This is a genomic window from Paenibacillus sp. B46(2026) (genome assembly GCF_056786355.1).
Genome location: NZ_CM165907.1, coordinates 4514454 through 4540036 on the forward strand (window position 1 = coordinate 4514454; position 25583 = coordinate 4540036).

General features: G+C 46.1%; 30 protein-coding genes and 1 tRNA gene. 6 read left to right on the plus strand and 25 right to left on the minus strand.

Annotated features, from left to right (window positions below):
• Positions 1 to 65: 65 nt before the first annotated feature.
• From ptsP to aroA, 4 genes are all read right to left on the minus strand, one after another.
• Positions 66 to 1826, minus strand: a complete 1761-nt coding sequence (gene ptsP / locus AC1S8V_RS20200; protein WP_482070490.1) for a phosphoenolpyruvate--protein phosphotransferase — start codon at positions 1824 to 1826, stop codon at positions 66 to 68.
• On the minus strand, positions 1823 to 3703 hold the full coding sequence (locus AC1S8V_RS20205) for a glucose PTS transporter subunit IIA (protein WP_482070491.1): 1881 nt from the start codon (positions 3701 to 3703) through the stop codon (positions 1823 to 1825). The genes ptsP and AC1S8V_RS20205 overlap by 4 nt, the downstream gene beginning before the upstream one ends.
• Positions 3704 to 3898: 195 nt before the next feature.
• Positions 3899 to 4333 (minus strand): CoA-binding protein, encoded by a 435-nt coding sequence (locus AC1S8V_RS20210; protein ID WP_482070492.1) that lies wholly within the window; start codon positions 4331 to 4333, stop codon positions 3899 to 3901.
• 60 nt (positions 4334 to 4393) lie between these two features.
• Complete coding sequence (gene aroA, locus AC1S8V_RS20215) at positions 4394 to 5689, minus strand: 3-phosphoshikimate 1-carboxyvinyltransferase (RefSeq protein WP_482070493.1); 1296 nt, start codon at positions 5687 to 5689, stop codon at positions 4394 to 4396.
• A gap of 106 nt (positions 5690 to 5795) precedes the next feature.
• Here aroA and AC1S8V_RS20220 point away from each other — a divergent pair, with 106 nt between their 5' ends.
• A complete protein-coding gene (locus AC1S8V_RS20220) occupies positions 5796 to 6101 on the plus strand; it encodes a rhodanese-like domain-containing protein (RefSeq protein WP_482070494.1) in 306 nt (101 codons plus the stop codon).
• Positions 6102 to 6225: 124 nt separating this feature from the next.
• Here AC1S8V_RS20220 and AC1S8V_RS20225 read toward each other — a convergent pair whose 3' ends face one another.
• The 4 genes from AC1S8V_RS20225 to AC1S8V_RS20240 all read right to left on the minus strand — a co-directional run bounded on the left by AC1S8V_RS20225 (position 6226) and on the right by AC1S8V_RS20240 (position 10834).
• Positions 6226 to 6735: a shikimate kinase gene (locus AC1S8V_RS20225; protein WP_260871033.1), complete on the minus strand. Its 510-nt coding sequence runs from the start codon at positions 6733 to 6735 to the stop codon at positions 6226 to 6228.
• A gap of 371 nt (positions 6736 to 7106) precedes the next feature.
• The gene (gene gndA, locus AC1S8V_RS20230; RefSeq protein WP_145322900.1) at positions 7107 to 8516 is read right to left on the minus strand and encodes an NADP-dependent phosphogluconate dehydrogenase; all 1410 of its coding nucleotides are present in this window, start codon (positions 8514 to 8516) and stop codon (positions 7107 to 7109) included.
• 173 nt (positions 8517 to 8689) lie between these two features.
• Positions 8690 to 9289: a hypothetical protein gene (locus tag AC1S8V_RS20235; protein WP_482070495.1), complete on the minus strand. Its 600-nt coding sequence runs from the start codon at positions 9287 to 9289 to the stop codon at positions 8690 to 8692.
• 252 nt (positions 9290 to 9541) lie between these two features.
• A complete protein-coding gene (locus tag AC1S8V_RS20240) occupies positions 9542 to 10834 on the minus strand; it encodes an MFS transporter (RefSeq protein ID WP_482070496.1) in 1293 nt (430 codons plus the stop codon).
• Positions 10835 to 11011: 177 nt separating this feature from the next.
• Between AC1S8V_RS20240 and AC1S8V_RS20245 the strand changes: the two genes are divergently transcribed.
• Positions 11012 to 12487, plus strand: coding sequence for an aminotransferase class I/II-fold pyridoxal phosphate-dependent enzyme (locus tag AC1S8V_RS20245; RefSeq protein ID WP_347399959.1), 1476 nt, complete (start codon positions 11012 to 11014; stop codon positions 12485 to 12487).
• A gap of 205 nt (positions 12488 to 12692) precedes the next feature.
• Here AC1S8V_RS20245 and AC1S8V_RS20250 read toward each other — a convergent pair whose 3' ends face one another.
• The 11 genes from AC1S8V_RS20250 to AC1S8V_RS20300 form a co-directional block, all read right to left on the minus strand.
• The gene (locus tag AC1S8V_RS20250; protein WP_036614722.1) at positions 12693 to 13010 is read right to left on the minus strand and encodes a DUF1292 domain-containing protein; all 318 of its coding nucleotides are present in this window, start codon (positions 13008 to 13010) and stop codon (positions 12693 to 12695) included.
• A gap of 99 nt (positions 13011 to 13109) precedes the next feature.
• On the minus strand, positions 13110 to 13664 hold the full coding sequence (locus AC1S8V_RS20255) for a stalk domain-containing protein (protein WP_278298976.1): 555 nt from the start codon (positions 13662 to 13664) through the stop codon (positions 13110 to 13112).
• Between the two features lie 199 nt (positions 13665 to 13863).
• Entirely contained in the window at positions 13864 to 14064 is a 201-nt protein-coding gene (locus AC1S8V_RS20260) for a hypothetical protein (RefSeq protein WP_482070497.1), read from the minus strand.
• A gap of 74 nt (positions 14065 to 14138) precedes the next feature.
• Entirely contained in the window at positions 14139 to 14318 is a 180-nt protein-coding gene (locus AC1S8V_RS20265) for a hypothetical protein (protein WP_145322913.1), read from the minus strand.
• Positions 14319 to 14416: 98 nt separating this feature from the next.
• Positions 14417 to 14980 (minus strand): YdhK family protein, encoded by a 564-nt coding sequence (locus AC1S8V_RS20270; protein WP_482070498.1) that lies wholly within the window; start codon positions 14978 to 14980, stop codon positions 14417 to 14419.
• A gap of 193 nt (positions 14981 to 15173) precedes the next feature.
• On the minus strand, positions 15174 to 15593 hold the full coding sequence (locus tag AC1S8V_RS20275; RefSeq protein ID WP_482070499.1) for an organic hydroperoxide resistance protein: 420 nt from the start codon (positions 15591 to 15593) through the stop codon (positions 15174 to 15176).
• Between the two features lie 252 nt (positions 15594 to 15845).
• Complete coding sequence (locus tag AC1S8V_RS20280; RefSeq protein WP_482070500.1) at positions 15846 to 16532, minus strand: hypothetical protein; 687 nt, start codon at positions 16530 to 16532, stop codon at positions 15846 to 15848.
• A 2-nt stretch (positions 16533 to 16534) separates the two neighbouring features.
• Positions 16535 to 17533, minus strand: coding sequence for a hypothetical protein (locus tag AC1S8V_RS20285; RefSeq protein WP_482070501.1), 999 nt, complete (start codon positions 17531 to 17533; stop codon positions 16535 to 16537).
• Positions 17520 to 17792 (minus strand): hypothetical protein, encoded by a 273-nt coding sequence (locus AC1S8V_RS20290; protein ID WP_482070502.1) that lies wholly within the window; start codon positions 17790 to 17792, stop codon positions 17520 to 17522. The genes AC1S8V_RS20285 and AC1S8V_RS20290 overlap by 14 nt, the downstream gene beginning before the upstream one ends.
• Before the next feature lie 219 nt (positions 17793 to 18011).
• Positions 18012 to 20225, minus strand: a complete 2214-nt coding sequence (locus tag AC1S8V_RS20295; protein WP_482070503.1) for a M1 family metallopeptidase — start codon at positions 20223 to 20225, stop codon at positions 18012 to 18014.
• 239 nt (positions 20226 to 20464) lie between these two features.
• A tRNA-Val gene (locus AC1S8V_RS20300) sits at positions 20465 to 20536 on the minus strand.
• A gap of 204 nt (positions 20537 to 20740) precedes the next feature.
• Between AC1S8V_RS20300 and AC1S8V_RS20305 the strand changes: the two genes are divergently transcribed.
• The 3 genes from AC1S8V_RS20305 (at position 20741) to AC1S8V_RS20315 (ending at position 22030) form a co-directional block, all read left to right on the plus strand.
• Entirely contained in the window at positions 20741 to 20998 is a 258-nt protein-coding gene (locus tag AC1S8V_RS20305) for a hypothetical protein (RefSeq protein WP_482070504.1), read from the plus strand.
• A 238-nt stretch (positions 20999 to 21236) separates the two neighbouring features.
• Positions 21237 to 21680 carry a GNAT family N-acetyltransferase gene (locus tag AC1S8V_RS20310; RefSeq protein ID WP_237175710.1) on the plus strand — a complete coding sequence of 148 codons (444 nt, stop codon included), beginning with the start codon at positions 21237 to 21239 and terminating at the stop codon, positions 21678 to 21680.
• A 113-nt stretch (positions 21681 to 21793) separates the two neighbouring features.
• Positions 21794 to 22030 carry a DUF3892 domain-containing protein gene (locus tag AC1S8V_RS20315; protein ID WP_482070505.1) on the plus strand — a complete coding sequence of 79 codons (237 nt, stop codon included), beginning with the start codon at positions 21794 to 21796 and terminating at the stop codon, positions 22028 to 22030.
• A gap of 71 nt (positions 22031 to 22101) precedes the next feature.
• On the opposite strand, the gene AC1S8V_RS20320 is transcribed toward AC1S8V_RS20315, so the two are convergent.
• The 4 genes from AC1S8V_RS20320 to AC1S8V_RS20335 all read right to left on the minus strand — a co-directional run bounded on the left by AC1S8V_RS20320 (position 22102) and on the right by AC1S8V_RS20335 (position 23477).
• A complete protein-coding gene (locus AC1S8V_RS20320; protein ID WP_482070506.1) occupies positions 22102 to 22383 on the minus strand; it encodes a hypothetical protein in 282 nt (93 codons plus the stop codon).
• Entirely contained in the window at positions 22367 to 22588 is a 222-nt protein-coding gene (locus AC1S8V_RS20325) for a hypothetical protein (protein ID WP_017687387.1), read from the minus strand. Before AC1S8V_RS20325 ends, AC1S8V_RS20320 begins: the two co-directional genes overlap by 17 nt.
• Before the next feature lie 195 nt (positions 22589 to 22783).
• Entirely contained in the window at positions 22784 to 23104 is a 321-nt protein-coding gene (locus tag AC1S8V_RS20330; protein WP_482074531.1) for a DUF3889 domain-containing protein, read from the minus strand.
• A gap of 64 nt (positions 23105 to 23168) precedes the next feature.
• Entirely contained in the window at positions 23169 to 23477 is a 309-nt protein-coding gene (locus AC1S8V_RS20335) for a hypothetical protein (RefSeq protein WP_482070507.1), read from the minus strand.
• A gap of 258 nt (positions 23478 to 23735) precedes the next feature.
• Between AC1S8V_RS20335 and AC1S8V_RS20340 the strand changes: the two genes are divergently transcribed.
• Positions 23736 to 24638: a manganese catalase family protein gene (locus tag AC1S8V_RS20340; RefSeq protein WP_482070508.1), complete on the plus strand. Its 903-nt coding sequence runs from the start codon at positions 23736 to 23738 to the stop codon at positions 24636 to 24638.
• A gap of 222 nt (positions 24639 to 24860) precedes the next feature.
• On the opposite strand, the gene AC1S8V_RS20345 is transcribed toward AC1S8V_RS20340, so the two are convergent.
• Together AC1S8V_RS20345 and AC1S8V_RS20350 are read right to left on the minus strand one after the other, a co-directional pair.
• Positions 24861 to 25154 (minus strand): DUF6809 family protein, encoded by a 294-nt coding sequence (locus AC1S8V_RS20345; protein WP_482070509.1) that lies wholly within the window; start codon positions 25152 to 25154, stop codon positions 24861 to 24863.
• A 139-nt stretch (positions 25155 to 25293) separates the two neighbouring features.
• Positions 25294 to 25473, minus strand: coding sequence for a ribbon-helix-helix domain-containing protein (locus AC1S8V_RS20350; RefSeq protein ID WP_017687382.1), 180 nt, complete (start codon positions 25471 to 25473; stop codon positions 25294 to 25296).
• Positions 25474 to 25583: the final 110 nt, after the last annotated feature.

Below are 25583 nucleotides of genomic sequence, written 5' to 3' on the forward strand. Positions count from 1 at the left end.
CCGATAAATAATTATCACAAATGTAAATATATTAACTTAAAGGTATTTATATCCAATTATCCAATTCACGATGCATTCGATCCACTCTGTTCGTCTGAATTTCCCGTAGAGTCATTAAAAACCTGCAGACGTTCCTCAATATCACCGCTGGTCCGTAGGGCGAAGCACTTACGAGCTTCTTCCTTGGCTGCTGATGCCGTTGTATTCAACACTCTGTGCTTCACACGCAACAGGGATTGTGTAGACATACTCAAATGGCGAATGCCAAGCTCCAACCAAAGCGGAATGGCACGTTCGTCCCCAGCCATCTCCCCGCACACACTCACATCAATGCCGGCTGTGTGAGCCGCATCTGCTGTGGCACGAAGCATCCGCAGAACAGCCGGATGATAAGGATGATACATATGGGCAATCTGTTCGTTCATTCGATCTACTGCCAGTACATACTGAACCAGATCATTCGTACCGATACTGAAGAAGTCCGCTTCCTCAGCGAGCAGATCTGCAATCATCACTGCTGCTGGAACTTCAATCATGATCCCCACCTGAATGTGAGGATCGTATGACAGTCCCCGCTCGTCCAGATCGGACATCGCCTCACGAAGAATCTCATTGGCCTGCTGAAGCTCTTCCACCGAAGAGATCATCGGATACATAATTTTGACATTACCAGCAGCACTGGCACGCAGAATGGCTGTAAGCTGTGTTTTGAACAGATCCTTGCGGTCCAGACTAATCCGAATTGCACGGTATCCCAGAAACGGATTGTCTTCCTCTGGAAGCTCAAAATAATCAAGCTGCTTGTCACCACCAATATCCAGTGTACGAATGACAACGGATTGGCCTGCTGTTTTCTCTGCCACAAGGCGGTATACCTCATATTGTTCTTGCTCTCCCGGAAATGTAGCCCGGTCCATATACAGGAACTCTGTCCGGAACAAGCCTACACCCTTGGCTCCATGTTTCAAAGCCATGTCCAGTTCCTTCACGGAACTGATATTGGAAGCAAGATGTAATACAGCTCCGTCTTTGGTTACAGCATCCACCGTTGCAAGCACCTGAAGTTGTTCCTTTTTCTTCAACTGTTTGCTGCGAAGCATCGTATAGCGGTCTATCGTCTTGCGGTCCGGATCGGTAAATACCAAACCATTGTCACCATCTACCACAAGCATATCACCTGTCTCTACCGGCATGCCAAGACTCGCTTCCAGACCGGAAACGAGAGGAATGCCAAGTGCACGAGCCATAATTGCTGAATGTGATGTTTTCCCGCCAATCAAGGTTACAATGCCCAGCACATGAGTGGGATTAAGATGTGCCAGTTGAGAGGGCGACAGCTCTTTCGCAACAAGTACATAAGGCTGGGTATCCGAAGGAAGTGTAATCTCCGGTGCGCCGAGCAAATGCTTGAGCAGACGGTTACCCACATCCTTGATGTCAATAGCCCGCTCCTTCATATATTCATCTTCCAGCAGGTCAAACATCGTAACAAAGTGGTCAATGGCTTCTTTGACCGCCACTTCTGCAGCCTTGTACTGACGCTCGATAATGCCGCGGATTTCGTTCATGAATACCGGATCTTCGAGGATGGCCAGATGTGCATCAAAAATACTGGACTCCTCGGGACCAACGACTTCCTTGAACTCATTTTTGATATATTCGATCTCATCCTTTGATGTCCGTATGCCCTCATACAGCCGTTCGAACTCCTGGGCGAGATCTACCGAATCCATCTTCTGATCCGGCAGATCCCATTCCCAACTGGGCAGGACAAATGCTTTGCCGATGGCTATGCCTGCAGCTCCGTTGATGCCTTGTATCTTCATTCTACCCCTCCAACGTTCCTGTCATAGAGCACCACGGACATAACGGATGCCTGACCTTTCTTTACTTGCTTAAATGGAGCAAAACTCCATGATTTTACACGATCCGGATTCGTAATTACCATGGGTGTTGTCAGTGACGCCGCTTGCTCGCGAAGTACCGCCAGATCAAACTTAATCAACAATTGCCCTGGCTCCACCGTATCGCCCTCCTGAACAAAAGCTTCAAAATGACCTTTCAACTGAGATGTATCGATGCCGATATGCAGCAACACCTCAAGCCCTTCACGGGTGGAAATCCCCAGGGCGTGCATGGTCGGGTACAGATGCATAATCGTTCCATACACAGGTGATACCAGCTCTCCACGTTCCGGGACAAAGGCTACCCCATCCCCGACAAGCTTGGCTGCAAAGATCTGATCTGGAACCTCTTCAATCGGTAGCATCTTCCCCTGAACGGGAGCACAGAACAGAACCTGTTGCAGATCTCTTTCGAGCAGTTTCGCGATTTCTTCCCGGATCAATTCCGAGTAGGTACCGAATACCACCTGTACGTTACCGCCGCCCAGCTTGATCAGTCCGGCGGACCCCATACTCTTCATGGCCGCCGTGTCGATCAGGCGGTCATCATGCACAGTCAGGCGAAGGCGTGTAATACAGGCCTCAACCTGTACAATATTTCCTTTTCCACCCAATGCTTCGAGAATCAAAGGGGCCTGATAAGGAATGTTCCCTACCCAATCTTCCAGCATCGATCCCTCTTCACGTCCCGGTGTTGGAATCTTGAATGTACGAATCGCCCATCGGAACAGGAAGTAGTAAACCAGCCCATATAGTATGCCAATCGGAATGAGCTTCCAAGCATTCTCCGATAGATGGAAATTGAGTATGTAATCAATAATACCTGCGGAGTAAGAAAATCCATGCCGGATATCGAGCCAGTAACTAATCCACATGGCAACGCCGGACATCACTGCATGCACGATGAACAGATAAGGTGCCGCGAACAAAAAAGCAAACTCAATCTGTTCCGATACTCCAGTTAGAAAACAAACGAGTGCCGATGTCAGAAAAGTTTTCTTGATTTTCGGTTTCAGATCTTCTCTGGCTTCCTGAATAATAGCAAAGGCTATTGCCGGAATGGCAAACATCATGATGGGAAACAAACCTGCCATAAAGAATCCTGCTGTTGGATCACCTGCAAAAAATCGGGGCAAATCCCCTTGCACAATGTTACCATCAGGCGTTTCAAACGTCCCTAACTGGAACCAAAACACATTGTTAAGCAGGTGATGAAGCCCGAAAGCGACCAGCACCCTGTATAACACCCCGTAAATGAACAGTCCAAAACCCCCGAGACTGTATTCCCAAGTGGCAATGCCGTTCAATCCATGCTGCAGGATCGGAGCAAGCCATAACATAAAACAAGAGAACAGTGCCGAGCAGAGTCCAACAATGAGTAAAACAAACCTCGAACCCCCGAAAAATTGTAAAATTTCAGGTAATTTAATACTTTTGAACCGATTATGCATTCCCCCGGCAAGCGCGCCGAGTATGATTCCAATTAAGGAAGCGGGCTGAACGGTGCCGTCGCTGAAGTTGCGGGTCACCTGATCATATATCACGATACCAGCCAGCGCAGCGAGTCCCGCTTGTCCGGCCTGGTTGGAGAGTCCCAGTGCTACACCGACAGCGAACAAATACGGTAAGAAATAAAAAATACCGTGTCCGGCCACGGTAGACACTTCACCGACAACATCCAATCCCCAGGCGTCCCAAGGCAGACTGCCAACACTGAGCAAAATTGCAGCGGCGGGCAGGACCATTGTAGGCAGCATTACCGCTCGTCCGAGCTGCTGCAAGGATCCGAGCCAATTCATGGCGACCTCTCCTTTCTATCCTAGATGGTAAGCTTTACGCAACGTTTTGTCAAAGCAAAACAGTAACCAATTGGTAATTAATACGGCAAAATAGCATAGAAAAAATCCCGTCAACTTCAAGTTAACGGGATTCATCCTATATACATTCAATTGGGTGCGATCAGGAGATCATCCGATCACAGGTGAACGGGCTTCTCAGCCGCGTCCACCGCCGCGCAGAACGATGGAATCCTCTACCTTGATGCAACGATTCGTTACCGCTGTCATGCCGTTCTCCGCAGCAATCTGGACCGCTTCATCACTATGGATGCCAAGCTGCAGCCACAGTACATTCGCTTTGATGGCAGCAGCGTCACGAGCCACATCCGCACAAAACTCCTCGCGGCGAAACACGTTAACAATGTCTACCGGCTCTGGAATATCCGCAAGCGTGGCATATACCGTCTCTCCGAGAATTTCCCCCTGTACCTGTGGGTTAACCGGGATGATGCGATAGCCTCTGCTCTGCATGGCTTCTGCTACCATATAGGACGTACGATCCGATTTGTCTGATAAGCCGACGACTGCGATGTTGCCTGCATTGCGCAAAAGTTGTCCAATTTCTTCACGAGTAGGGTTGTTAAATTCCATGTTCAAGCACCATCCTTTTCTGATTAAAGTGCGTGTTCAAAAGACAGGTTTTCAGTTGTTTTACTCTTTTACCCATTGAACCGAGGCGCCAAGCGCCTGCAAATGATCGAAATATTGCGGATAAGACTTGGCTACATGGTGTGCATCCCGAATACGAAGCGGCTCCTTGGAACGCAGACCAACGACTGTAAGCGCCATAATTACGCGATGATCGTAATGAGCGTTAATCTCAACGCCGCCTTCGACGCCTTCCGGACGTCCATGTACGATAATCTCAGCTTGACGCTCTTCCACGTTCGCTCCTGCCTTCCGCAGTTCGTTCAAATAATCAGTGATTCGGTCACATTCCTTGTAACGCAGGTTCTCTACATTATAGAACCGTGACGTGCCTTCCGCAAACACAGCTGCGGCTACCATAGCCAAAACGGCGTCCGTCGCAGCATCCCCGTCGAATTCGATCGCTTTCAATCTGCCATTGCCTTGAACGTGTACGACATCGTTCTCATGTGTCAGCGGTACTTCCATCATGCGCAGAACGTCAACGATAGCACGTTCACCTTGTTTGCTCTGCTCCATCAAACGCAAAATCTTCACATCAGACTGTGTAACCGCTGCTGCGGCAAGAACCGCTGCCGAGCCCGGATAGTCTCCTTGAACCGTGTAGGTCGTTGGCTGGTAAGCCTGTCCACCTGGTACACGGAAGGACATGTAATCATCACTTGCATGGATAACGATGCCTGCCTGCTCCAGCACTTCCAGGGTCTGTCCGATCACGACCTTGGATTTCAGGTCATTCAGCACTTCAATGGTGCTGTCTTCTCCAAGCAAAGGCGTAACAAACAACAATGCGCTCAGATATTGGGAGCTGACGGAGCCGGATACACGAATATGTCCACCCTTGGCGTTACCGCCTTTGATTGTAATCGGCAAGCGCCCCTGTTCGTGCTGCACTTCTACACCCAGTTGACCCAGTGCATCGATCAGGTCATCATGCGGCCGTTTGCCGAGCGAATCCGGGTACGTATTCACAAAGGTAACTTCAGGACAGAGCGCCGTAACGCCCATCAGAAAACGAAGTACAGCACCCGCATTCCCTACATTCAATTCACGCACATCACGAGGATGACTGCCGAAACCCTGGATCACAATCTTGCTGTCGTCCTCTTCAAGCACTGCCCCAAGATCGCGAATACATCTGCGCATGGCGTCACTGTCTTCACTGTGTGCCGGGAAATGAATGGTACTTGTGCCTTCTGCCAACGCAGCAGCCAGCAAATAGCGGGTAGTATAGTTTTTGGAGGACAGAGCTCCGATTTCCCCGTTCAGGGTAGGGGTTGGTTTAACAATAACGTCCATGGATGAAATTCTCCTTCATTGATTATATTGTCGCCAAATTGACATTCCGTACATCGCTTGGGTATCATTATAGGCGTTAAGTCCATACAGAAAAGAGGACCTGAATATGACACAAATAGCTGAAATTGAAACGTCTGAGCTGCGCCGCCGTTTACAGGCGGGAGAGAAGCTGCAGATGATAGACGTCCGCGAGGACGATGAAGTCGCGCAAGGCATGATCGAAGGAGCCAAGCATATCCCGCTTGGACAGATTCCAGACCGACTGTCTGAGATTGATAAGACAGGCGAGATTGTCATCATCTGTCGTAGCGGTTACCGCAGTGAACGTGCCTGTGAATATCTGCAGCAACTCGGATATGAAGGCTGTACGAACATGATCGGCGGCATGCTTCAATGGCAACAGGAAGACTAGAAAGAATCGGAGCTAAGACACTATAAACTCGTGACTCTACTCCACTCCGGCAAACGGGCCAATATGGCCCGTTTTCTTATATCTGCTACCCTCTATCAAGCAACAAACTTCGATGATAACAAGCTTAGACGCGGTAATGCGCTAAAATTAAACGAGTCACTTCACCAGCGGATAACTCGGTTGTATCCACCGTATAATGCGCGAACCGGTATGCATCTTTTCGTTCTTCCATAATCGTCTGAATGCGTTCCTCTGCATTGCCTGCGAGAAGCGGGCGATTGTCACAACCGCTAACACGCTCTACAATCACTGCCGGATCAGCAGTCAGGGCAACAACCCAACCATTCTTCGACATCACGTCACAATTATCCGAACGAAGCACCACGCCACCTCCGGTCGCTATGACCTGTGACTTTTTCTCCAGTACCGAGCACAACATGCGACTCTCGGCATCACGGAAATACGTCTCGCCCTTGCCAGTGAACAGTTCTGGAATCGTACAGCCTTCCTCTTTCTCCACCGCGGCGTCCACATCAATCAATCGGTAACCAAGCTCGCGTGCAAGCATGTCAGCGACGGTTGATTTGCCGGTTCCCATCATGCCGATGAGAATAATATTGTTAGACTTGCTCAAGGTGTACACTCCTTTAATTCAAGCAATTCGTGAGCACTTTTGTCCTATCATAACACAGCCCCGCGGACTGGGAAAGACCATCACCCTTACCGACTTCCTTTCGAACATCCATGAATACTTTCAAGGCAGATCAAGTAACTTCCGCATCTTAAGGACGCCAGATCATACTGAAGTACTTTTGAGCCCCAAGATCTCTCCATCAGTAACCAACCAGCAACCTAACGAACTCCAATGAGCTTATTCACGAAAAAAAGAGGCCTGGCGTTAACCGGCAATAACCGGAACGCCAAGCCTCTTTCGAGCCTCTCAACAGGTCAAAGCTCCTGCTTAAGGGCGCTTTAGCCAAATCTCATCGACTCGTATATGTGGTACTACTCCATCCAGTTGTGGTGGAAGCTGCCTTCTTTGTCTACACGTTTGAACGTGTGAGCGCCGAAGTAGTCACGTTGAGCCTGCAGCAAGTTTGCGGGCAAACGCTCCGTACGGTAGCTGTCGTAGTAAGACAGTGCGCTGGAGAAGCCAGGTACCGGAACACCTTGTTTTACAGCCGCCGCTACAACTTCACGCCAAGCGCCTTGATAAGACTCAACGATGTTTTGGAAGTAAGGATCCAAGAGCAGGTTTTTCAGTGCTGCGTCTTTATCATAAGCTTCCTTGATGTTTTGCAGGAACTGTGAACGGATGATGCAGCCGCCACGGAAGATCATGGCAATGTTGCCATATTTCAGATCCCAGCCATACTCGTCGGAAGCTGCACGCATTTGTGCAAACCCTTGTGCGTAGGATACGATTTTACTTGCGAAGAGGGCTTTACGCACGCTCTCGATGAACGCTTTTTTGTCGCCGGAGAACGCTTCCGTCGCTGGTCCACTCAGGATTTTGCTAGCTGCTACACGCTCGTCCTTCATCGCAGACAAGAACCGGGAGAATACGGATTCTGTAATCATGGACAATGGTACGCCGAGATCCAGCGCGCTTTGGCTTGTCCATTTACCTGTTCCTTTTTGTCCAGCAGCGTCCAGAATGACGTCAACCATTGGTTTGCCGGTTTCCGGATCGTATTTGGAGAAGATATCTGCCGTGATTTCGATCAGGTAGCTATCCAGCTCTCCTTGGTTCCATTCCGTAAAGATCGCATGAAGCTCTTCAACGGAAACGTTCAATACGGATTTGAGCAAGTGGTACGCTTCACCAATCAACTGCATGTCTCCGTACTCGATACCGTTATGCACCATTTTCACATAGTGTCCGGCACCGTCTGGTCCAATATATGTACAACATGGATCGTCACCGACTTTGGCCGAGATCGCCGTCAGGATCGGTTCAACCAGTTTATAAGCACTTTCCTGTCCACCTGGCATGATGGAAGGGCCTTTCAGTGCGCCTTCTTCACCACCGGATACACCTGTACCGATAAAGCGAATGCCTTTGTCTTCCAACTCTTTGCTGCGACGTTGCGTGTCAGGGAAGTATGCGTTCCCTCCATCAATGATGATGTCGCCCTCATCCAGGTGAGGAAGCAGTTGTTCAATGGTAGCGTCGGTCGCTTTGCCGGCTTGTACCATGATCAAAATTTTGCGCGGGGATTCCAGGGATGCTACGAACTCTTCAATGGAGAATGAGCCTGTCAGGTTTTTACCCTCAGCTTCTTTCAGAAGATCATTGGTTTTCTCCGGGGAACGGTTATATACCGATACCGAGAAACCTCTGCTTTCAATGTTAAGGGCCAAATTTTTGCCCATGACAGCCAGGCCAATTACGCCGATTTGTTGTTTTGTCATCTGGTCCTCCATCCTTTGCTCCAATTAATTTTATTGAAATAAATTCTCAACAATACTCCCATTTTAACGGTTTTATGTATAGAAGTGAACCCCGTGGCACAGTTACCCAACGAGAAAACACCCCAATCTGCTGAGGTGTTCATCGTATTTTCATAAATACGGCCTTGTCTTGATCAACCTTCCAGCATTAACAAATGTCCAGACAGCTGTTTTAAGACCTCACGGCAAGCATTTGCTTTTTCGACATTATCCATCTGCATGGCCGTGTACAGGCGCTCCAGTTCATCGTCCACTTCCATGCGCAACAACATGAGCCTTTCCTCGCCTTCACGCGAGAGGAACATTTCTTCCATCTCTTCCGCCGTTGGCGCAGGTTCCTTTTGAAATATCACACGCTGTTTGAACCCTGAAACTTCCACGAGCCGAATCACTTCACCGAATAAAATGTTCTCCACGGTCATCTGCTGATCCTTGAATCGCTTCACAACCGCATGCCCACGTGTATCTCCAATCAGCTTTTCCAGCCACTCTGCCAGCTTGGCGTCCTTGATAATGTAATCGCCTGTCATCTTATAGTTCCCACTGCGTGTCTGTTGAAAACGGAGCTTTACCAGCTTGCGGCCAGTACGGACAGACAGGATAAAAAAGGATTCGTCCTCGCTCCAATATAGTGAATACCCCTCACGAATAAGGTCTTTGATCAAATTTTGGATATGCCGACGGTTGAACCGCAGCTCCAGATTGCAATATTCAACTTCATAACTCTTATTCACGGCACTCCCTCCATCTGTACCGGAATTGCTCCGGCCCTCGTCTTCAATCGCTTCTACTCAATCGGCTTACCCTATTTTATACTTCATTTTATGTAAGGGTACTTGGTTATTTGACTATTTTTCACCGAAAGGGCCGCAGGATTGCAGCTTTCCGCAGGAGCATAGGGGCAAGCCCCTGATATCCATGATATAAAGGACGCGAAAAAGGGAGCTCCACAACCAAGAAGGTTGGTGGAACTCCCTTTCTTTTGCTTATTTGGCTGGAGCGGTGCGAAACGGATTGCGGGATAATACAAAGTGCACGACCGCAAGTCCTGCCATGACGATGGCACTTCCGATGAATGGGGCCGGATGGCTAACGTGGTCCCACAGCAGTCCGGATACAATGGGGCCTACAACCATGCCTGACCCCTGCAATGTAAGGAAGAAGCCCCAGATCGCTCCCCGCTCCCCTTTGGGAATCAGCGTAGCTACAAAAGCATTCCAGGCAGGCAAAATCATGGCATAACTGATTCCTACCAGCATGACAACACCAAACACCACCGGAATGGATGTTATCGAGGAGAATGCGAACAGACTCGCTGCCGCCATCAAAAAACCAACGTTCAGGAACGGTTTCGTGCCAAACCTGTCTACCATCTTACCTACAGGCAGTAAGGCAATAACGGTTATTCCACCACCTGCAATCAGCAACAAACTGTAAAGGTTCGGTGAGATGTGCAGGTCTGTGCGTGTATATAGCGTAATTACCGGACTGAGCAGCCCGATGACAAACGACTGCATAAACAAGGCAGGATACACCAGTGGATTGACATTAAGCGTACTGCGCACCCGTTGCAGTGTGCCCTTCACACTCTTTTGCAGCCGGATGAACGGCGTGAGCAGATTCGGTTTGGCTGGATATTTCACATCTCTATTCTTCGCCACTTGCTCGGCATGCTCGCCTTCAACAGTGACACGTCCGGGAAGAATCATGGCCACCAGAATAACGAGAATGGCACACCCCATCAATACAAGAAAAATGGTGCGATAATCATGATGCGTGCGCTCCAGCAGCCAGTTCATGCCCACTGGTCCAAGCCCTGTACCGCCCAGAGCAGCCATCTCCAGCGCCCCCATTGCTGTACCATTCTTGTTCTGTGGGCCTGACATCGCAGTCACCCCTGTCATGGCGCAAGGCCAGAGCGGTGACGTACCAATGCCAAGGATCAGACAGGCCATAGCCAGTCCGAATGCACTTTTAAGAAAAAGGATCATAATAACAGCGATTAAGGTACAGATTAGGGCTGTGACCATCGTTGCACGAAACCCGATCCGTTCTGCTGCCCAGCCGGAGGGCGCCCGGAACAGATTATCTCCCAGATATTGAAGAGCAAATGCCACACCGATGACGCCTGCAGACAGACCGAGAATATTGTCCATATACACGGGCAGAACAGCTACCAACAGGGCCCCTTTGATAATTTCAACTAGAAAAAGTGTCAGCCACATCGCGATGAAAAACGGAGAGCGCAAGATTTTGGCTGGTTTTGTGTCGGTTTGCATTCTTTTTCCCCTTTCGGCGTTCATTTGCCAATCCCCTATCCATAGTGTAACCCTGAGGAATGTGCCCAAATCTCGGCAATTTAAAAATTTGTCGATTATACTGCTTGCATTCGGTTCTTAATTTGCTATACTCATCTTTGTTTACCAATTTTATTACGAAGGGTTGTGACAGCACTGATGAATCACCACCGTACGCCGCTGTTTACCGCTTTAAAAAATCATGCGGCACTCAATCCGGTACAGTTTCATATTCCGGGCCATAAAAAAGGATTGGGAGCGGATACCGAATTCCGTGAATTTATTGGCGATAATGCCTTCTCCATAGATTTGATTAACATCGCACCGTTGGATGACTTGCATCAGCCAACCGGTGTCATTCAGGAAGCACAGATTTTGGCAGCAGATGCCTTCGGAGCCGATTATACCTATTTTAGTGTACAAGGCACAAGCAGTGCCATCATGACCATGATTCTGTCTGTATGCTCACCGGGTGACAAAATTATTGTGCCCCGTAATGTGCATAAATCAGTTCTTTCCGCCATTATTTTCTCAGGCGCGAAACCCGTATTTGTCTCTCCTTCACAAGATGCCAATCTGGGCATTGACCATGGAGTGACCACACAGTCTATCCGTCGCGCACTTGAGCGTCATCCGGATGCGAAGGCATTGCTCGTGATTAACCCGACCTATTACGGTGTGGTAACAGATCTGAAAGAGATTGTTGAGCTAGCACATAGCTATCAAGTCCCTGTGCTTGTTGATGAAGCACATGGCGTACTCATTCATTTCCATGAAGATCTGCCGTTGTCAGCGATGGCAGCAGGTGCCGATATGGCTGCAACCAGTGTTCACAAGCTTGGTGGCTCCATGACGCAGAGCTCCGTACTCAACCTGAACACGAAGAACGGGTTCGTGAATCCACAGCGTGTACAGACGATCCTGAGCCTTCTCACTTCAACATCAACTTCATATATTTTGCTCGCTTCACTCGACACATCCAGACGTAATCTGGCACTCCACGGTCGTGAAATTGCACAGAAGGCGATTGAATTGGCTGAGTTCGCCAGACGTTCGATTAACGACATGGATGGACTGTATTGCTTCGGCAAAGAGCTGCTGGGTACAGAAGCTACCTTTAACTATGATCCCACCAAAGTAACGATCCATGTCCGCCATCTAGGCATTACAGGATATGAGACAGAGAACTGGCTGCGTGAACATTACAACATCGAGGTCGAACTTAGTGATATGTACAATATTCTGTGTCTCATCACGCCAGGAGATACGGATGACAGCGTGGACATCTTGCTGAACGCTTTGCAGGATCTCTCCCGTACCTATTATCAAGTGAACCCGGCCCATGAACTGGTGGTTAAAGTTCCGGATATTCCACAGTTGATGCTGACTCCACGGGATGCATTCTATGGTGATACCGAAGTGATTCCATTCAAGGAATCTGCAGGACGTATTATTTCGGAATTCATCTATGTCTATCCGCCAGGAATTCCAATCCTGTTACCGGGTGAGGTTATTACCCAAGAGAACATCGATTATATCATCGACCATGTCGAAGTTGGATTACCCGTCAAAGGGCCCGAAGATCGCAGCGTAACTAACGTTAAAGTGATCGTGGAAGCTGATGCCATTTTCTAACACAACTCCATCACCCTGTGAATGGAATGAACTTGAAGGACCAAGCCTCAGACTTGGTCCTTTTTTATTTTATGAGACAAGTTGTTTGCATTTTTCCGTCTATTTTTCTTTCAATACAGTCTAGATAATGCTCACATACCTCTTGAAAACAAACAAAAGGCCCCTTGAAATCAAGGAGCCTTCATGTTATGTTCCAAAAGATTGACTATTCTTGTGATGCAACGAGTTCGTTGTAAGCCGCTTCAACGCGGTTCCACTCTTCTTCGTCTTCAATATTGTAGAGCACCATTTCCTCGTCTTCTTCTTCCATACGCAGGATGATGCCGTCAGCTTCAGGATTGTTACGTTCCAGCAGGAGCGCATAAACATGCTTCTCCACGTCAAACGTCTCCACCAAAACCATTTCCACGTCTTGGCCGTTCTCGTCTGTTAATGTGAGAAGGACTTCTTCATGCTCGTGGTCGTGGTCGTGGTCTTGCCCGCATCCGCAGCCATCGCCGTGTTCATGTGTGTGATCGCTCATTGAAATACCTCGCTTTATAAATAGAAATTGTGTAACCTTGCATATCGTAACATGTTCATTGAGTCAGGTCAATTTAAAAGGGGTAGCGTTACTTTCGCTTCAATCATTCAGCGCTGTAATGATTTTCTCCGCTACCAGGACGTAGTTGCTGTTTGCATTTTCTTTAATATGAAAACCGACTTGGTACTTGCCAGCACGACTGAAATCGTACGTAAAATCATATGTGCGGAACCAGAAGTTATCCTTCTGCGTTGTAAGCTCCTGTGACTGGATATCCTTGACCTGACCGCTCGGGTTAGTGATTGTTACTTTCACGGCAGCTACATCTGCTGTTAAACTGTCCACTTGTGAAAATACATTGAATTTCAGTTTACCCACGTTAACGTTGCCAAATACAGTATCTCCTTTAAAGAGAAAAATATGTACATTCGGTTTGATCACCGTTACTCTCTTGTTACTGCTATCCCATTTGACGACGCCTCCGGCTTCCCTTACAGGTACATAGGTCGTTCCATCAATGAGATAACCTCCGTCAGCTGCTTCCTTGCCGTTAATGAGAACTCGAATCTTCTCGTTCACCGAATCCGCAAACAATAAAGACCCGCCGAGCAAGGAGAATACCGTGACACAAAGCAATATTCGTTTCCATTTCATCCCGTCAATATTCCCTCCCCTGCTGCTAGCTGTTGTACATGTATACTGCAGATTCATCCACAAAGTTGCGCTGTTTTTCATCATTTTTCATTTTTTATCCAACATTTTTTCCACCCCTTGGAATACTCAAAAAGAGGCAATCCTCATTAAAGGATGCCTCTGTCCTATTATTGTTATATATACGGAATTACATGCAGAGTTACGAAGAAGTATGGCGGGTCAGTATACAGGGAACACCTTTGCCTACAGCCCCTTCGGTTCTCATCCGCACAGCGTACTCCATTCCTCGTGTACATGGTGTCTTACATCTCTCGCATACATCCGAAGTGACCAACTTCATGGACACACGAATTTTGTCACTCTTCAGCGCGGGAGCTTTCTTTCCTTTTGCCTTTGCCATCCCGGATTCCCCATTTCCCCAAGTGCTTACTGATGTAATGCATCATATGGGGATTCGCCCGGTTGTGTGTCTATTTAGAATACGTATTTAAATAATAAGAAAATGACCAGGAGAATGCCTCCGAGAATGAGCCAATTGCTAATTTCATACCAGATGCTCTTCCCTCCGGACAGGTACTTCTGTTCATCTTCCTGATGACGCTGACGGTGGGTATCAGTCTCAGAGCCATGGGGTGGTTTGCTAAAATCCATCATAAGTACATTCCCCTTTCAGCATCTTTGTTTAATCCTAATACCATTATAACCCATAATTGAGTGTGGAATTGATTTTTTCTGTAACGGAATCCTATCATCTATTGTGCAGACAACTCATCTTCGGTGACCCACTTATGATTCTTCACCGGGTCGCCACCCGTTGTTGGTGTGTAATCCACCATGTACACCGTCGTCTGTTCGGCTGAATCAATTATAGCTGTAGCCCCTTCCATACCAGGCATGTGATCAGCGTTTAGCTCAACCTCTGTTCCGATTGCATAGGGTTGATCTGCGTGATCTTTGATTTCCTCCTGAATCACCCATTGGTGATTCTTCACCGGCTCTCCACCCGTTGTTGGTGTATACGTGACAGCATAAGCGGTCGTTTCATAAGCTCCAACAATCGTAGCTTCTGCCCCCTTCATTCCGGGCATGTGTTCAGCATTCATCATAACCTGGCTGCCTACAGGATATGTAGGATTAGACTTATCCTTGATTCCTGATGGCAGCTCTCCAGAATCAGAATGGTGCATTTCTGTTTGACTCTGGCTACCACCCGCACTGTCAGCGTCACTTTTCTGTTCTGTGCTTGTGCCACATCCACTTATCATTAGACTTGTTGTGATCAATAGGGTCAGCATCATCATGGTATACTTTTTCATATTGCATCCTCCTTTAAGTTTTGAATCTTTATATCTATAATATACCCCAACGGGGTATATTTCAACCATAATGGCTCCTTCGTTACTTGATTGAAAAAATAAAAAACACCTTCACATTTACCTCTCTTGTAAAGGGGCAGCTTTGTAAAGGTGTCTTTTGAGTTTTAAATATACGTTTTATAGGACTTTATAATTACGCCAATTCCACGTTAACTTTGACGTTACCTTTGATCCCTTTGGAGTACGGGCAGTAGTCGTGAGCAAGTTTCACAAATTTATGCGCTGTTTCCTCATCCAGTCCCTCGATCTTCACCTCAAGCTCAACTTCCAACTTCACGCCATTATCTGTAGGGTCAGTAACCAGCGCTACCGTTGCAGATACCGTACTTCTCTCAATAGTGACATTGTGTTTCTTCAATTGAAACTCCAACGCGGAGTTAAAACAAGCACTATATCCCGCTGCAAACAGTTGCTCCGGATTCGTAGCCGTTGTTACTTTGCCTCCAAGCTCGGGGGGTGCAGCAACATCCAACATAAACACGTTATCTGGGGATTGTACAATTCCTTGACGTCCGCCTGTATTGATTACTGTAGTTTCATATAATGTTTTCATGTGAAAGACTCCTCTTCGAATTTAATTTTATTGGTTAAACATGATTTCTTGTTTTTTGTTTTGCTAACAATTTGATTTTACACAATTTAATTGTGTTTGTAAATCATTATTTAAAAAAACTAAAAAGAAGCCGCTTACAGAGCGACTTCTACATATACCTTTTATCGTCAACACTGATCGTACACGATTATCCTTACGAACAGTCTCTATCGAAGACAGGACTATTGAAAATTGTTCTCTTCGTTATTCCAATCAGTTACTCCAGATATCAACCTTCACCTGTGCACATTTGAAATACTTGACCTCGGCCTTACTTGTGGTCAGTTTCAACAGACATTGCAGTTCTCCATGTTGGAACAACCCACCGCTAAGGTCAGCAGCAACACCTCCATACTGATCATCCGCACCAAGCCACACGGAAGGTCTTTCGAACCCAGCCGAGAACTGCAACCCGGTGCAGAGCAGCACTGTCAGGTTCTTTCGGTTCTGTGCCTCATCTCCCGCCACACCCTGCGTGGTGAAGAACACCATATTTTGCTTAAAATCCGTGTACGTTCCGTCTGCTTTATAGGCACGGACCATACCATACTTCTGATTGACGTTCTGAAAAAAGGTGATTCCTGCTTTGCTATCCTTTGATTTAATACCGACCTGAACCGAGATACCAATATTCCCGTTCAATTGCAGCGCTTCAACAGTGACCGCAATAGCGGTTACTTTCGAGCTGTCAATCAGATGTTTCATTTTCAACTCTGCCGTGCCTCCTGCCGTTGCCGGTGTTGTAACTGTTACGGTTCCTCTGTCGGGCAAAGGCTCAAACGTAGGGGTACCTACCACCTCCACCCAATCCGGTAACGTTCCGTAAAGAAAATCGGCCACAAGCTGTTTGTGGACCTTTCCAAAGGGCACGATCTGACCGGCTGCATCACGTATAACCATCTCTACACCCCCACCGAATAGGCTACACCGATATTATCATCGGTATTGTAATACACGTACACTACACCGTCCATAACGGATACCATCAAGGATTGCATATTCGTCGTCTCCCAACTCAATGCCGGAAAATATATATCTGAAGGTTTTTCCAGCAGTTGACGAAAGTCTGGGCTGATCTTGGCAATGGCAGGCCGAGCTACAGTCGTAACCCCACCGGAAGCATAAGCCGATAACATACCCAGCCACCACATGCTCCCTTTGTACATAAATACACCAGCATTGGGTCTCGAAATGTTTTCTCCCGCTGTTAAAGTTGCATCATTACCACCCATTAATGGTCTTGGATCAGCTAACCAGTTACGTCCGTCATGAGAATACCAAATACATTTACGGCCAAAGTCACCACCGCCCATCACCGAGAAACCGATCCATTTGCCGCCATTTCTGAAGCACGAGAAGTATCCGGTATGACCATCACCTGGGAAACCGGGAGGTTTGTCCAGAATCAGACCCACTCTTGTCCAGTTAATCATATCTACAGAGGTCGCAAGTGCCGTCGATTGATTGATCCCAAGTCCGTTTTGTTGATAATACATGAAGAACAATTGTTCTTCATCGTTCCAGATCACAAATGGAGTTTCCGTTGAATTCCCAACCACGGTATCGAGGTACACCTGTCCGTGTTTGGTCCATGGTCCTGTCGGACTGTTGGAATAAGCAAGTCCAATTCCACCGATACGATTATGATTGGTAGAATACGTAGCATAATAATCTGCTTTTGCATCAGGAATAAGCCCCTTCACCTTGATCGCCCGAAACCAATAGATCGATTGAAGACCTGCCATTGCAGCGGTATACATAGGATTGTCCATTTTTTTATCAAATTGAGGCGTGTACATCCGTCTGGATTCTGCATCGCAATAATCGTAAGGCGCAATAGCCCTGTTTGCCTTCATCGCTGCATCGAGTGCTGCCTGAGCAATATTTTCAGTCATAGACATGGGAACTCAACTCCTTGGTAAGCAGGGTATTACCATTTACCGGTCGCGTATATAAAACATCCGAAGTGTCCTTAAATAGGATTAAAAAATCAACAACATTACCCTCATTCACAGCTGGCTCCTGAGTAACACGAATGATAGGGCGAATTCTAGCACTATATGAATACGCTTTCATTTTGTTCATTCCTTTACTTCCTTTACAGTTGTAATCAGCAACTGTCCCTTTCATTGGTACGCCCGGATAATGTTGATCCTTCATATTAATCCCTCCTATTGTTTACTCCCGATAAGTATATTCATGAAGTTGCCTTTCTGTTAAAGCATTATGCCCATCTTGCAGCCTATTATTCTAAGTCTGGTTTGCATACTACCAACGGTTTGCTTATGTTAAACATGACTAAACAGGCTAACCAATAAGAATTGGCTAACCTGTTTGAACGAAGAAACTGCACTATAGATGTTTTCTTAAACCAATGACTTATTCCACCGCAAAAAGTGAAGATAAGGGATTCGCCACTTTTTTATCGGATTTCTCTTTGCCTTGGTTATCCAATACATAGTACTGGTAAAAATCGTTAGTGAATCCGATAGACTCCTGCATTTTCTGTTTAAAAGATTCAAATGCCGCATCACTCAGATGATCCTCATTCCAGAAATAGTGAAGCATCAATCGATTCTGGTTATAGGGATGTTTGGTTACGTATGCGCCAGCGACGAGAGGTTGATTCATCGTATTCTTCCAAGGAAACCCCGTCTGTTTCGCCCGGTCGATTATGTTGAATTTTAAAGCCTGTACCAGTCCGTTTGACTTTGCATTGCCAATGACAATAAGGTTGCTGTTGCCGATCTCTTTTTTCATCTTTTGCTTCAGTTCACGACGATCCCTAACCACATCATACTTCACACCGCTCATATCCAAAAATGAGGTCAGCTGACTCACGATTGCTTCCTGCTGCTTGTCTGCTATCTTGCTTACCCGATCACTGAGCACAATGGTTAAACGCTCACCTTGAAGAACTTTATCCATCATGCGGTTCATGACTTCAAAAGGTAAATCCGGAATCAGTTTCATGACTGTCTGATACTGTAATTGAAAAACGTCATGGAAATAGGCGGTTCGCTCTTCCATCGATAGCTGGTATTCAGGCTTCAACACAAAATTAGGTTTATATAGTGCTGTCTCCATTTCCATACGCTGTTCTTTTCCGAGCACATCTTCGATGGTATGAAGAAGTCCATCAATCGTCGCATTTTGGTACACATATCGCTTGAAATATTCTTTCATAAAGTGATCAAACTTCTCTTCACCGACGGAGCGGTAAAGCTGGTATATCGCTTGTCGTCCTTTTTGATAGAAGACCAAACTAGCCAAGTCCTCTACTTCATCATTCGTTGACGCAATCGCCACCTCTACGGATGAATCATCAAATTGTAAGGATCTAAAACCATTAAGCTTGTCTCCGTGTTTCTCGGCAAAATAGACCATCGAAAAATCTGCAATTCCTTCATCCAGGAAGGATTCTGTCTCCGAATTATTACCGATCAATGCATGGAACCACTGATGTGCTATTTCATGAACAAATGTTGTATCTTCTTCTGGAACAGCACCGTCATGAATCTGTCCCATCTGAATGAGCCTCGCATACTCCACAGCAACGCCTTGTACATACGTCTCGACAATTCGGAACTCCGGATAGGGATACTTGCCATATTTCTCACTATAAAAATCGATGACCTTGAATGCCTGATTAATGTACCGCTCAACTATCTCTTTCTTGGATGGACCATCGTTGTAATAATAGTATTCCACCGTCAGACCGTTACGGGTAGCGCGCTCCACTTGAAGATTAGGACTTGCAAAGAAAACAAACTCTCTCGTATTCTCGGCTACAGCAGACACAATCTTACGTCCATGTTCTGTACTGTCACGAGTGGTGATCATACCCGGCATGGCTACCTGATATTCATCAGGAACATTTAATTGAACCTCAAAATCCGATGAGGTGTAATAATCGCTCTCAAATGTTCGACTATACGGTGCCTTGTTCCACTGATGCTTAACCTCGTCGTATACAGACATCACCGGGAACCAGTGTGCACCATTGATCATGTCCTTGTAATAGGAAACTCGCTGTGAGCCATAGGGTATATTCAGATGAAATTCCAGTTGGAATATTACGGATTCGCCTGGTTGAACGGGCTCTTTCAACTGCACGGTCAAGACTTGGTTTTCCTTATGGAAATCCAGCGATTGGCTATCTGCGGTTACAGCCTGAATATCGATGCCTCCAAGGAAATCTTCCGGTTTCTTATCCGGATTATTGGTGCTGATCATTTCATTATCTTGTTGAAACATGGTCGCCTGTGTAGACTTGGAGAGGTTCGCATCAGCATAGGTATGAAGGACCAGCTGCTGGAGTGTATCCTTGCTTGTGTTGCGATACGTAACCTTCTCGCTCCCCTGGATCGTCATGTCCTTCTCATTCAGCCGAGCCTGGATCTGGTATTGAATCGGGGTCTGCTCCAAGAAGTCTTTCTGTGTGTTATCTATCTTCGTAGATACAGGTGCTGGGACTGCTTCCGCGGCAACAAGCCCCATGTTGGCAAGTGGGCTTGTTGCCAGTATTAAGGCCAGTGTACCCGCCATCCCTACTCTCACTAATTTTGACGTGAATGGACTTGAATAATTCATAAATTCTCTCCTTTTCATGTTCTATATTGACCTCAGAACCAAGTATAGAAGACGAACCTTACGCTGAATTTATGTTTTATTTAAGTTTTGTTTAAAAAAGAGGAAGAGAAATTGTGCCACTAAAATTTATTATCAACAAAAACCACCTACACATATTATTGGAGGTAGCCATATTACTACAAAAAAACAACCCCTCTTGAGATATAATTCTCAAAAGAAGTTGCCTTTAATTTTCCATATAGGACGAGTGGGGATCGAACCCACGACCCTTACCCTGTCAAGATAATGCTCTCCCGCTGAGCTATCGCCCTGTAATAATTAAGATGTATCAATCGCGCTCATACTACTATACTTAGCTGAGCTAACAGATCATGATATATAATTGTTTCCCAATCAAGTAACAGTATCATATCAAGTAACCGTGTTCATTGTCAATGATTTATTTAGTTATAATTAACCCGAAATGGTGCACAATAAAGGAAAGATTACCATTTCTACAACGAGGTGAATTCCCTATGAGAAACATAACAAAACGGTCAAAATCCAATAAACATACATTTACCAAATGCTTCTTCCCCTTCGCTGGGCTTGTGATTCTCATTACAACCGTTACTGGTTGCGGCTTGGAGAGGGATGAACATACAGTTCAATTCCAACAATTACAACAGCCCAATGAAAATGGTGAATCTCTGCCCGTCTGGCTGGACGTATACTCCAAATCTGTGATTCAGGATGTATATTCTCCGCGAGGAAGCAGTGAAGTCTTGCCGTGAAGCTTAACAGGTGAATTACTCATCTTCATCCCACTTGCGTGAGTATGCTTTCTTGGTCACGTAATACAACAGAGCAATCATTCCCGCCGACATAAGCAATGTAATTACCATGATGCCTGCCATGCCCATCACTAGCCCCTCCTCTCCCAATATGTTCCAGACTCCACTATACAGGAAAAACATTTTTTTGTATAATTCAGTCTGATATGTCGCGCAAGAGCAGAAAGAAGGAATGGAATTGGCAGCTGAGATTAGTTATGTATCGACAGAAGAACAACTGGAGCAAGCCCTGGGAATTCGACATCACGTTTTTGTGATTGAGCAACAGGTGCCTGCCGAGATTGAGATCGATCAATACGATGTCATCAGTCCGGATGTGCATCATGTATTGTTAAGTACGGATGGGCAAGCTGTAGCCACAGGACGTTTGATCTACTACAGCAAGGATACTGCCAAAATGCAGCGGATCGCGGTGCTTGAGTCTCATCGTTCATTCGGTTATGGACGTGTGCTTCTGTTGGCCATGGAGGAACGGGCACGTGAACTCGGCTTATCCTATTCTGTACTGGATGCTCAATGTCAGGCACAGAAATTCTATGAAAAACTGGGCTATGAAGTGATTTCGGAAGAACCTTTTTATGATGCAGATATTCTGCATGTTCGTATGAAAAAGAGCTTGTAAAACCTCGACGTTGGCAGGTCTTTATCAGCATATGGTGCATACTTCCGAGGAATTCGGATAGGCTAATCAGGTAAACAGATTCCTATCTCGTCATATAAGGAGAGTGTGACATCATGGATCAAACGACACGCGAGAGTTTCACAGCCGTACAGAAAAATGGCGACGGTGACCTGACAGCATTTCAGACTTCAGCAGGACGTGTACTGGATTACCAGCAGGCACTTGCAGAAGTAAAGGCTGGCGCTATTGCCGGCGTGAATGTATTTAAAGGCAAGGATGGAGAAATGTACATTCGCGGCGATGCCGACGGCAACCCAACCAACAACCTGGACCAACTTCCCCATTTCTAAAATAGATGTACACGGTACATGTGACACAGTAAGCGCCGATCCGGTTATCCGGGTTGGCGTTTCTTATTTCATTAGTAGTCCGTAAAATATTTTACGGAGTCCCCGGAAGGCTGGTTTTTGCGAATTGGCTGTTGTACCTGTTCCCATGCCTGCAAAATCTGTATACCTTCGAGAGTAGAACGGTTCTCCCACGCGATGTGCCCGGTGCGTTCAAGCTCCAGCAATGACTCATGAATGTAAGCTCTGCTTCGTCCCGTCTTGTTCTCCAATTCATCCATACGCGGTAATCGGCGCCGTTGTCCTGCATAGTTCACCATAATTCGCAAAATCTTGCGTTCAAAGTCGTTCAGCATACTTTACCTCCCCATTCAAATCGGTAACAGGACGCCATGCCAGAATACCTTGTTCCAGAAATGTTCGGGGTGAGCCTTCTTTTCCTGCTGATGCTCTAATCATTCCGCCACGTACACTGTTAATTCGAATCTGTCGCTGCGTAATCTGCCCTGCACGATCCATGTAGACAAGCTCCACCATCTGGCCAATATATTTCCCTAGCATAATCATCCCTCCGATAAGAACATTTGTTTGTATTTCATATTATATGCGAACATAAGTTCTTTATTCAATAGTAAAAAAAGGATTTTATAAAATAAAAAAACCAGACTTTCACCTTAGAGATTAAGGCAGTCTGGTTCAACCCATAGTGCTGCTGATATGAAAACATGACTTGTAATGACCAAGTTCAGTAACGGATCAGTGTCGATCCGATTCCGAAAATTGTACTTTCTTTAATTGCTGTGTTGATGGATTAAAATCAACATTCACATAGACTGCGAATTGCTTACCATCCTTAGCACGAACCCATAGCTTGAACTGTTCCCGGGATTGATCCGCGGTTAGAGAGATGCGACCGATATGCTTATAGTCCAAAATATCCACATTATACTTGGTCTGTGTTTCTTTGACCGCAATAATTCCCCACTTCGCATAATCAGGGACCCCGCCTCCAGTAGCCGAGGCTGTGGTAAATCCTGCCAAACTTAGAACCACCGTCATTAGTGTAACGATGAGCATTTTCAAGTTGCACTCACTCCTTGGGCAATAGGTTTCCTGTTATCCTGCCCGTCCGGGTTATATTTTACACGAATAAACGAAAGATCCAGGCCAGTGGTCGTAAGGAAAAGGGAACGACATGGACAAGCCGATCAAACGAATCAGGAGGCCCTGTCTGGAAGCTAATACCCCAGTCACCTGAAAAAAAGTGTTGTTGTATCTGCGGCTCCGGAGGACGTTCCAACCCATATTTCTTTTCAAGTAGCTGCCTCGTTTCCTCATCCACCTGAACCTCGTTCGTAACAACGTATGCTGTGACAGGCTCGCTGCTTATGTACATCAGAATCATTAGAAACATCACAATCCGAACTATTTTTATCCAATGCTTGTTCATCTCTTACTCCTTTATGGATTCATGACTTTCTTGTAACTTGAAGACCCATTTGAATGTCTGATTATACATAAAATCCATCGAATTGGAAATAACAAATGGAAGAAGAGATGAGGCATCTGATATGTAATACTTAAGTCCCATTTGGTTGATTTTATGTTTAAAAAAGGGGATAACCGTGTAATGAGCCATGACAGAATGACTTCACGATCTGAATACTTACGTGATCTGTAACACCACATTCGAGGAGGTTATCCCTATATGTTCAAACGCTTGGATGAAATCCTGATTGAGATTCCTAATGTCGAAAAGCCAGATCCGAATGCAGCAGCAGCCATACAAGAATTGCTCGGTGGCAAATTCGGAGAAATGTCAACGTTGAACAACTACCTCTATCAATCGTTTAATTTTCGCTCCAAAGAAAAGTTGAAGCCCTTCTATGACCTCGTCATGAGTATCACGGCCGAAGAATTGGGTCATGTTGAACTCGTGTCTCATGGCATTAACAAATGCCTCAGAGGTTCAACCGAGTACAATGAACCCGACGATACACCGCTAGGTTCCGTGAAAGACGCTCGTCTGTCGTATCACTATCTGGCAGGTGCTCAAGGCGCAATGCCTTTCGACTCTATGGGTAATCCATGGACGGGAGCAAACGTCTTCAACAGTGGCAACCTGGTCGAGGATCTGCTGCATAACTTCTTCCTAGAATGTGGCGCTCGTACCCATAAAATGAAAGTATATGAGATGACGGATCACCCGGCAGCCCGGGAAGTGGTTGGTTTCCTGCTGGTACGTGGCGGCGTGCATGTCGTCGCATATGCGAAAGCACTTGAGATTGCAACTGGCGTAAATGTGACCAAGCTGGTTCCTATTCCTTCACTGAACAACAAAGCCTTCAACGAGGCTCGCAAATATGAAGAAAAAGGGGTACACACCAAACTGTACACCTATAGTGATAAAGATTTCAACACGATCGGCCAGATCTGGAAAGGAACTCACCCCGAAGATGGACAACCTCTTGAAGTTATCCAAGGGATACCTGAAGGATTCCCGATTCCAGAAGCTCCTGCGGTCGAGGAAGAATTCGCACCAGGTATATCGCAAGAAGACTTTAAGGAAATTGCACGTCGCCTAAAAATGGCGGGAAATATAGCGGATTAAGGAACAATTTGTTTAACAGGTTCTTTCCCTATATATAAATTGTTAACTCTATGTTTAAGTGAAGCCCTCGAACCCTGTTGCTGAATGCAGAGAGGATTGGAGGGCTTTATTATAATGAATTTATGATACAATTTTATGATGCAAAATAAGTATGTTGTATGCCGTCATTTTCTGAGAATTTAGCTGTAAAAGTAAACCGGATCTCTGCTCACATCGTTAAACTTAGTTAAACTCCAACACCGATTCCTCCCGCTGACTCATGACTTCAATTAGCATGTTGGCACCCAGACGAAAACCTTGTGCAAACGCTGCTTCCGTATGCATGCCCTCACATCTGCCACACAAGTCAAATAACTGTTCAAGCTCAAGAAATTCATTCTCGCTCAAACGATTCTTCCATTGCTCTGTCAGAGCTGCAATCTGCCGCCCTAACGCTTGGTATTCAGGATGTGTCGGCATCATCACCTCATCCGGTCGAAGTCGTCCATTATATAATGCTTCTAATATCGAATTCATGTGCATCCTCCTGTATATCAATTCGCACCTTACTTGAATGAACGTTCTACACATGGTAGGATATTTATGCAGTCGCTCATTCAAGTGATTGCGGTATAGGAAGCAGCGTGTTCTTCGTGGGACTAGCGCTGCTTCCTTTTTATTTTTGGAGCTCGTCGTAAATCTTCTCAATCCCTTTGCGAACGATGTCTGATCGATTCGTATTCAGCTTCTCAGCCGAAATATCGAGCTTGTTCATAATTTCCTCATCAACACGTATTTCAATCGTTCTGCTTTTGGGTTTGTCAGATTTAGGCCGCCCCATCTTTTTGGCGGACATTGCTTCACCTCTTTTTTTGTCCTGACAATAATATATTATTGTCAGGACAAAAAGTCAATTTATTTGTAAAACATACGTTCGTTTTTGTCACAACAGATTCATAGATAAAT

Bases quoted from the DNA above. Each gene is read 5' to 3' on its own strand.
- ptsP (WP_482070490.1), bottom strand. From the start codon at position 1,826: ATGAAGATACAAGGCATCAACGGAGCTGCAGGCATAGCCATCGGCAAA.
- AC1S8V_RS20205 (WP_482070491.1), bottom strand. From the start codon at position 3,703: ATGAATTGGCTCGGATCCTTGCAGCAGCTCGGACGAGCGGTAATGCTG.
- AC1S8V_RS20210 (WP_482070492.1), bottom strand. From the start codon at position 4,333: ATGGAATTTAACAACCCTACTCGTGAAGAAATTGGACAACTTTTGCGC.
- aroA (WP_482070493.1), bottom strand. From the start codon at position 5,689: ATGGACGTTATTGTTAAACCAACCCCTACCCTGAACGGGGAAATCGGA.
- AC1S8V_RS20220 (WP_482070494.1), top strand. From the start codon at position 5,796: ATGACACAAATAGCTGAAATTGAAACGTCTGAGCTGCGCCGCCGTTTA.
- gndA (WP_145322900.1), bottom strand. From the start codon at position 8,516: ATGACAAAACAACAAATCGGCGTAATTGGCCTGGCTGTCATGGGCAAA.
- AC1S8V_RS20240 (WP_482070496.1), bottom strand. From the start codon at position 10,834: ATGCAAACCGACACAAAACCAGCCAAAATCTTGCGCTCTCCGTTTTTC.
- AC1S8V_RS20245 (WP_347399959.1), top strand. From the start codon at position 11,012: ATGAATCACCACCGTACGCCGCTGTTTACCGCTTTAAAAAATCATGCG.
- AC1S8V_RS20250 (WP_036614722.1), bottom strand. From the start codon at position 13,010: ATGAGCGATCACACACATGAACACGGCGATGGCTGCGGATGCGGGCAA.
- AC1S8V_RS20255 (WP_278298976.1), bottom strand. From the start codon at position 13,664: ATGAAATGGAAACGAATATTGCTTTGTGTCACGGTATTCTCCTTGCTC.
- AC1S8V_RS20260 (WP_482070497.1), bottom strand. From the start codon at position 14,064: ATGGCAAAGGCAAAAGGAAAGAAAGCTCCCGCGCTGAAGAGTGACAAA.
- AC1S8V_RS20265 (WP_145322913.1), bottom strand. From the start codon at position 14,318: ATGATGGATTTTAGCAAACCACCCCATGGCTCTGAGACTGATACCCAC.
- AC1S8V_RS20270 (WP_482070498.1), bottom strand. From the start codon at position 14,980: ATGAAAAAGTATACCATGATGATGCTGACCCTATTGATCACAACAAGT.
- AC1S8V_RS20275 (WP_482070499.1), bottom strand. From the start codon at position 15,593: ATGAAAACATTATATGAAACTACAGTAATCAATACAGGCGGACGTCAA.
- AC1S8V_RS20280 (WP_482070500.1), bottom strand. From the start codon at position 16,532: ATGGTTATACGTGATGCAGCCGGTCAGATCGTGCCCTTTGGAAAGGTC.
- AC1S8V_RS20285 (WP_482070501.1), bottom strand. From the start codon at position 17,533: ATGTCTATGACTGAAAATATTGCTCAGGCAGCACTCGATGCAGCGATG.
- AC1S8V_RS20290 (WP_482070502.1), bottom strand. From the start codon at position 17,792: ATGAAGGATCAACATTATCCGGGCGTACCAATGAAAGGGACAGTTGCT.
- AC1S8V_RS20295 (WP_482070503.1), bottom strand. From the start codon at position 20,225: ATGAATTATTCAAGTCCATTCACGTCAAAATTAGTGAGAGTAGGGATG.
- AC1S8V_RS20305 (WP_482070504.1), top strand. From the start codon at position 20,741: ATGAGAAACATAACAAAACGGTCAAAATCCAATAAACATACATTTACC.
- AC1S8V_RS20315 (WP_482070505.1), top strand. From the start codon at position 21,794: ATGGATCAAACGACACGCGAGAGTTTCACAGCCGTACAGAAAAATGGC.
- AC1S8V_RS20320 (WP_482070506.1), bottom strand. From the start codon at position 22,383: ATGCTGAACGACTTTGAACGCAAGATTTTGCGAATTATGGTGAACTAT.
- AC1S8V_RS20325 (WP_017687387.1), bottom strand. From the start codon at position 22,588: ATGCTAGGGAAATATATTGGCCAGATGGTGGAGCTTGTCTACATGGAT.
- AC1S8V_RS20330 (WP_482074531.1), bottom strand. From the start codon at position 23,104: ATGCTCATCGTTACACTAATGACGGTGGTTCTAAGTTTGGCAGGATTT.
- AC1S8V_RS20335 (WP_482070507.1), bottom strand. From the start codon at position 23,477: ATGAACAAGCATTGGATAAAAATAGTTCGGATTGTGATGTTTCTAATG.
- AC1S8V_RS20340 (WP_482070508.1), top strand. From the start codon at position 23,736: ATGTTCAAACGCTTGGATGAAATCCTGATTGAGATTCCTAATGTCGAA.
- AC1S8V_RS20345 (WP_482070509.1), bottom strand. From the start codon at position 25,154: ATGAATTCGATATTAGAAGCATTATATAATGGACGACTTCGACCGGAT.
- AC1S8V_RS20350 (WP_017687382.1), bottom strand. From the start codon at position 25,473: ATGTCCGCCAAAAAGATGGGGCGGCCTAAATCTGACAAACCCAAAAGC.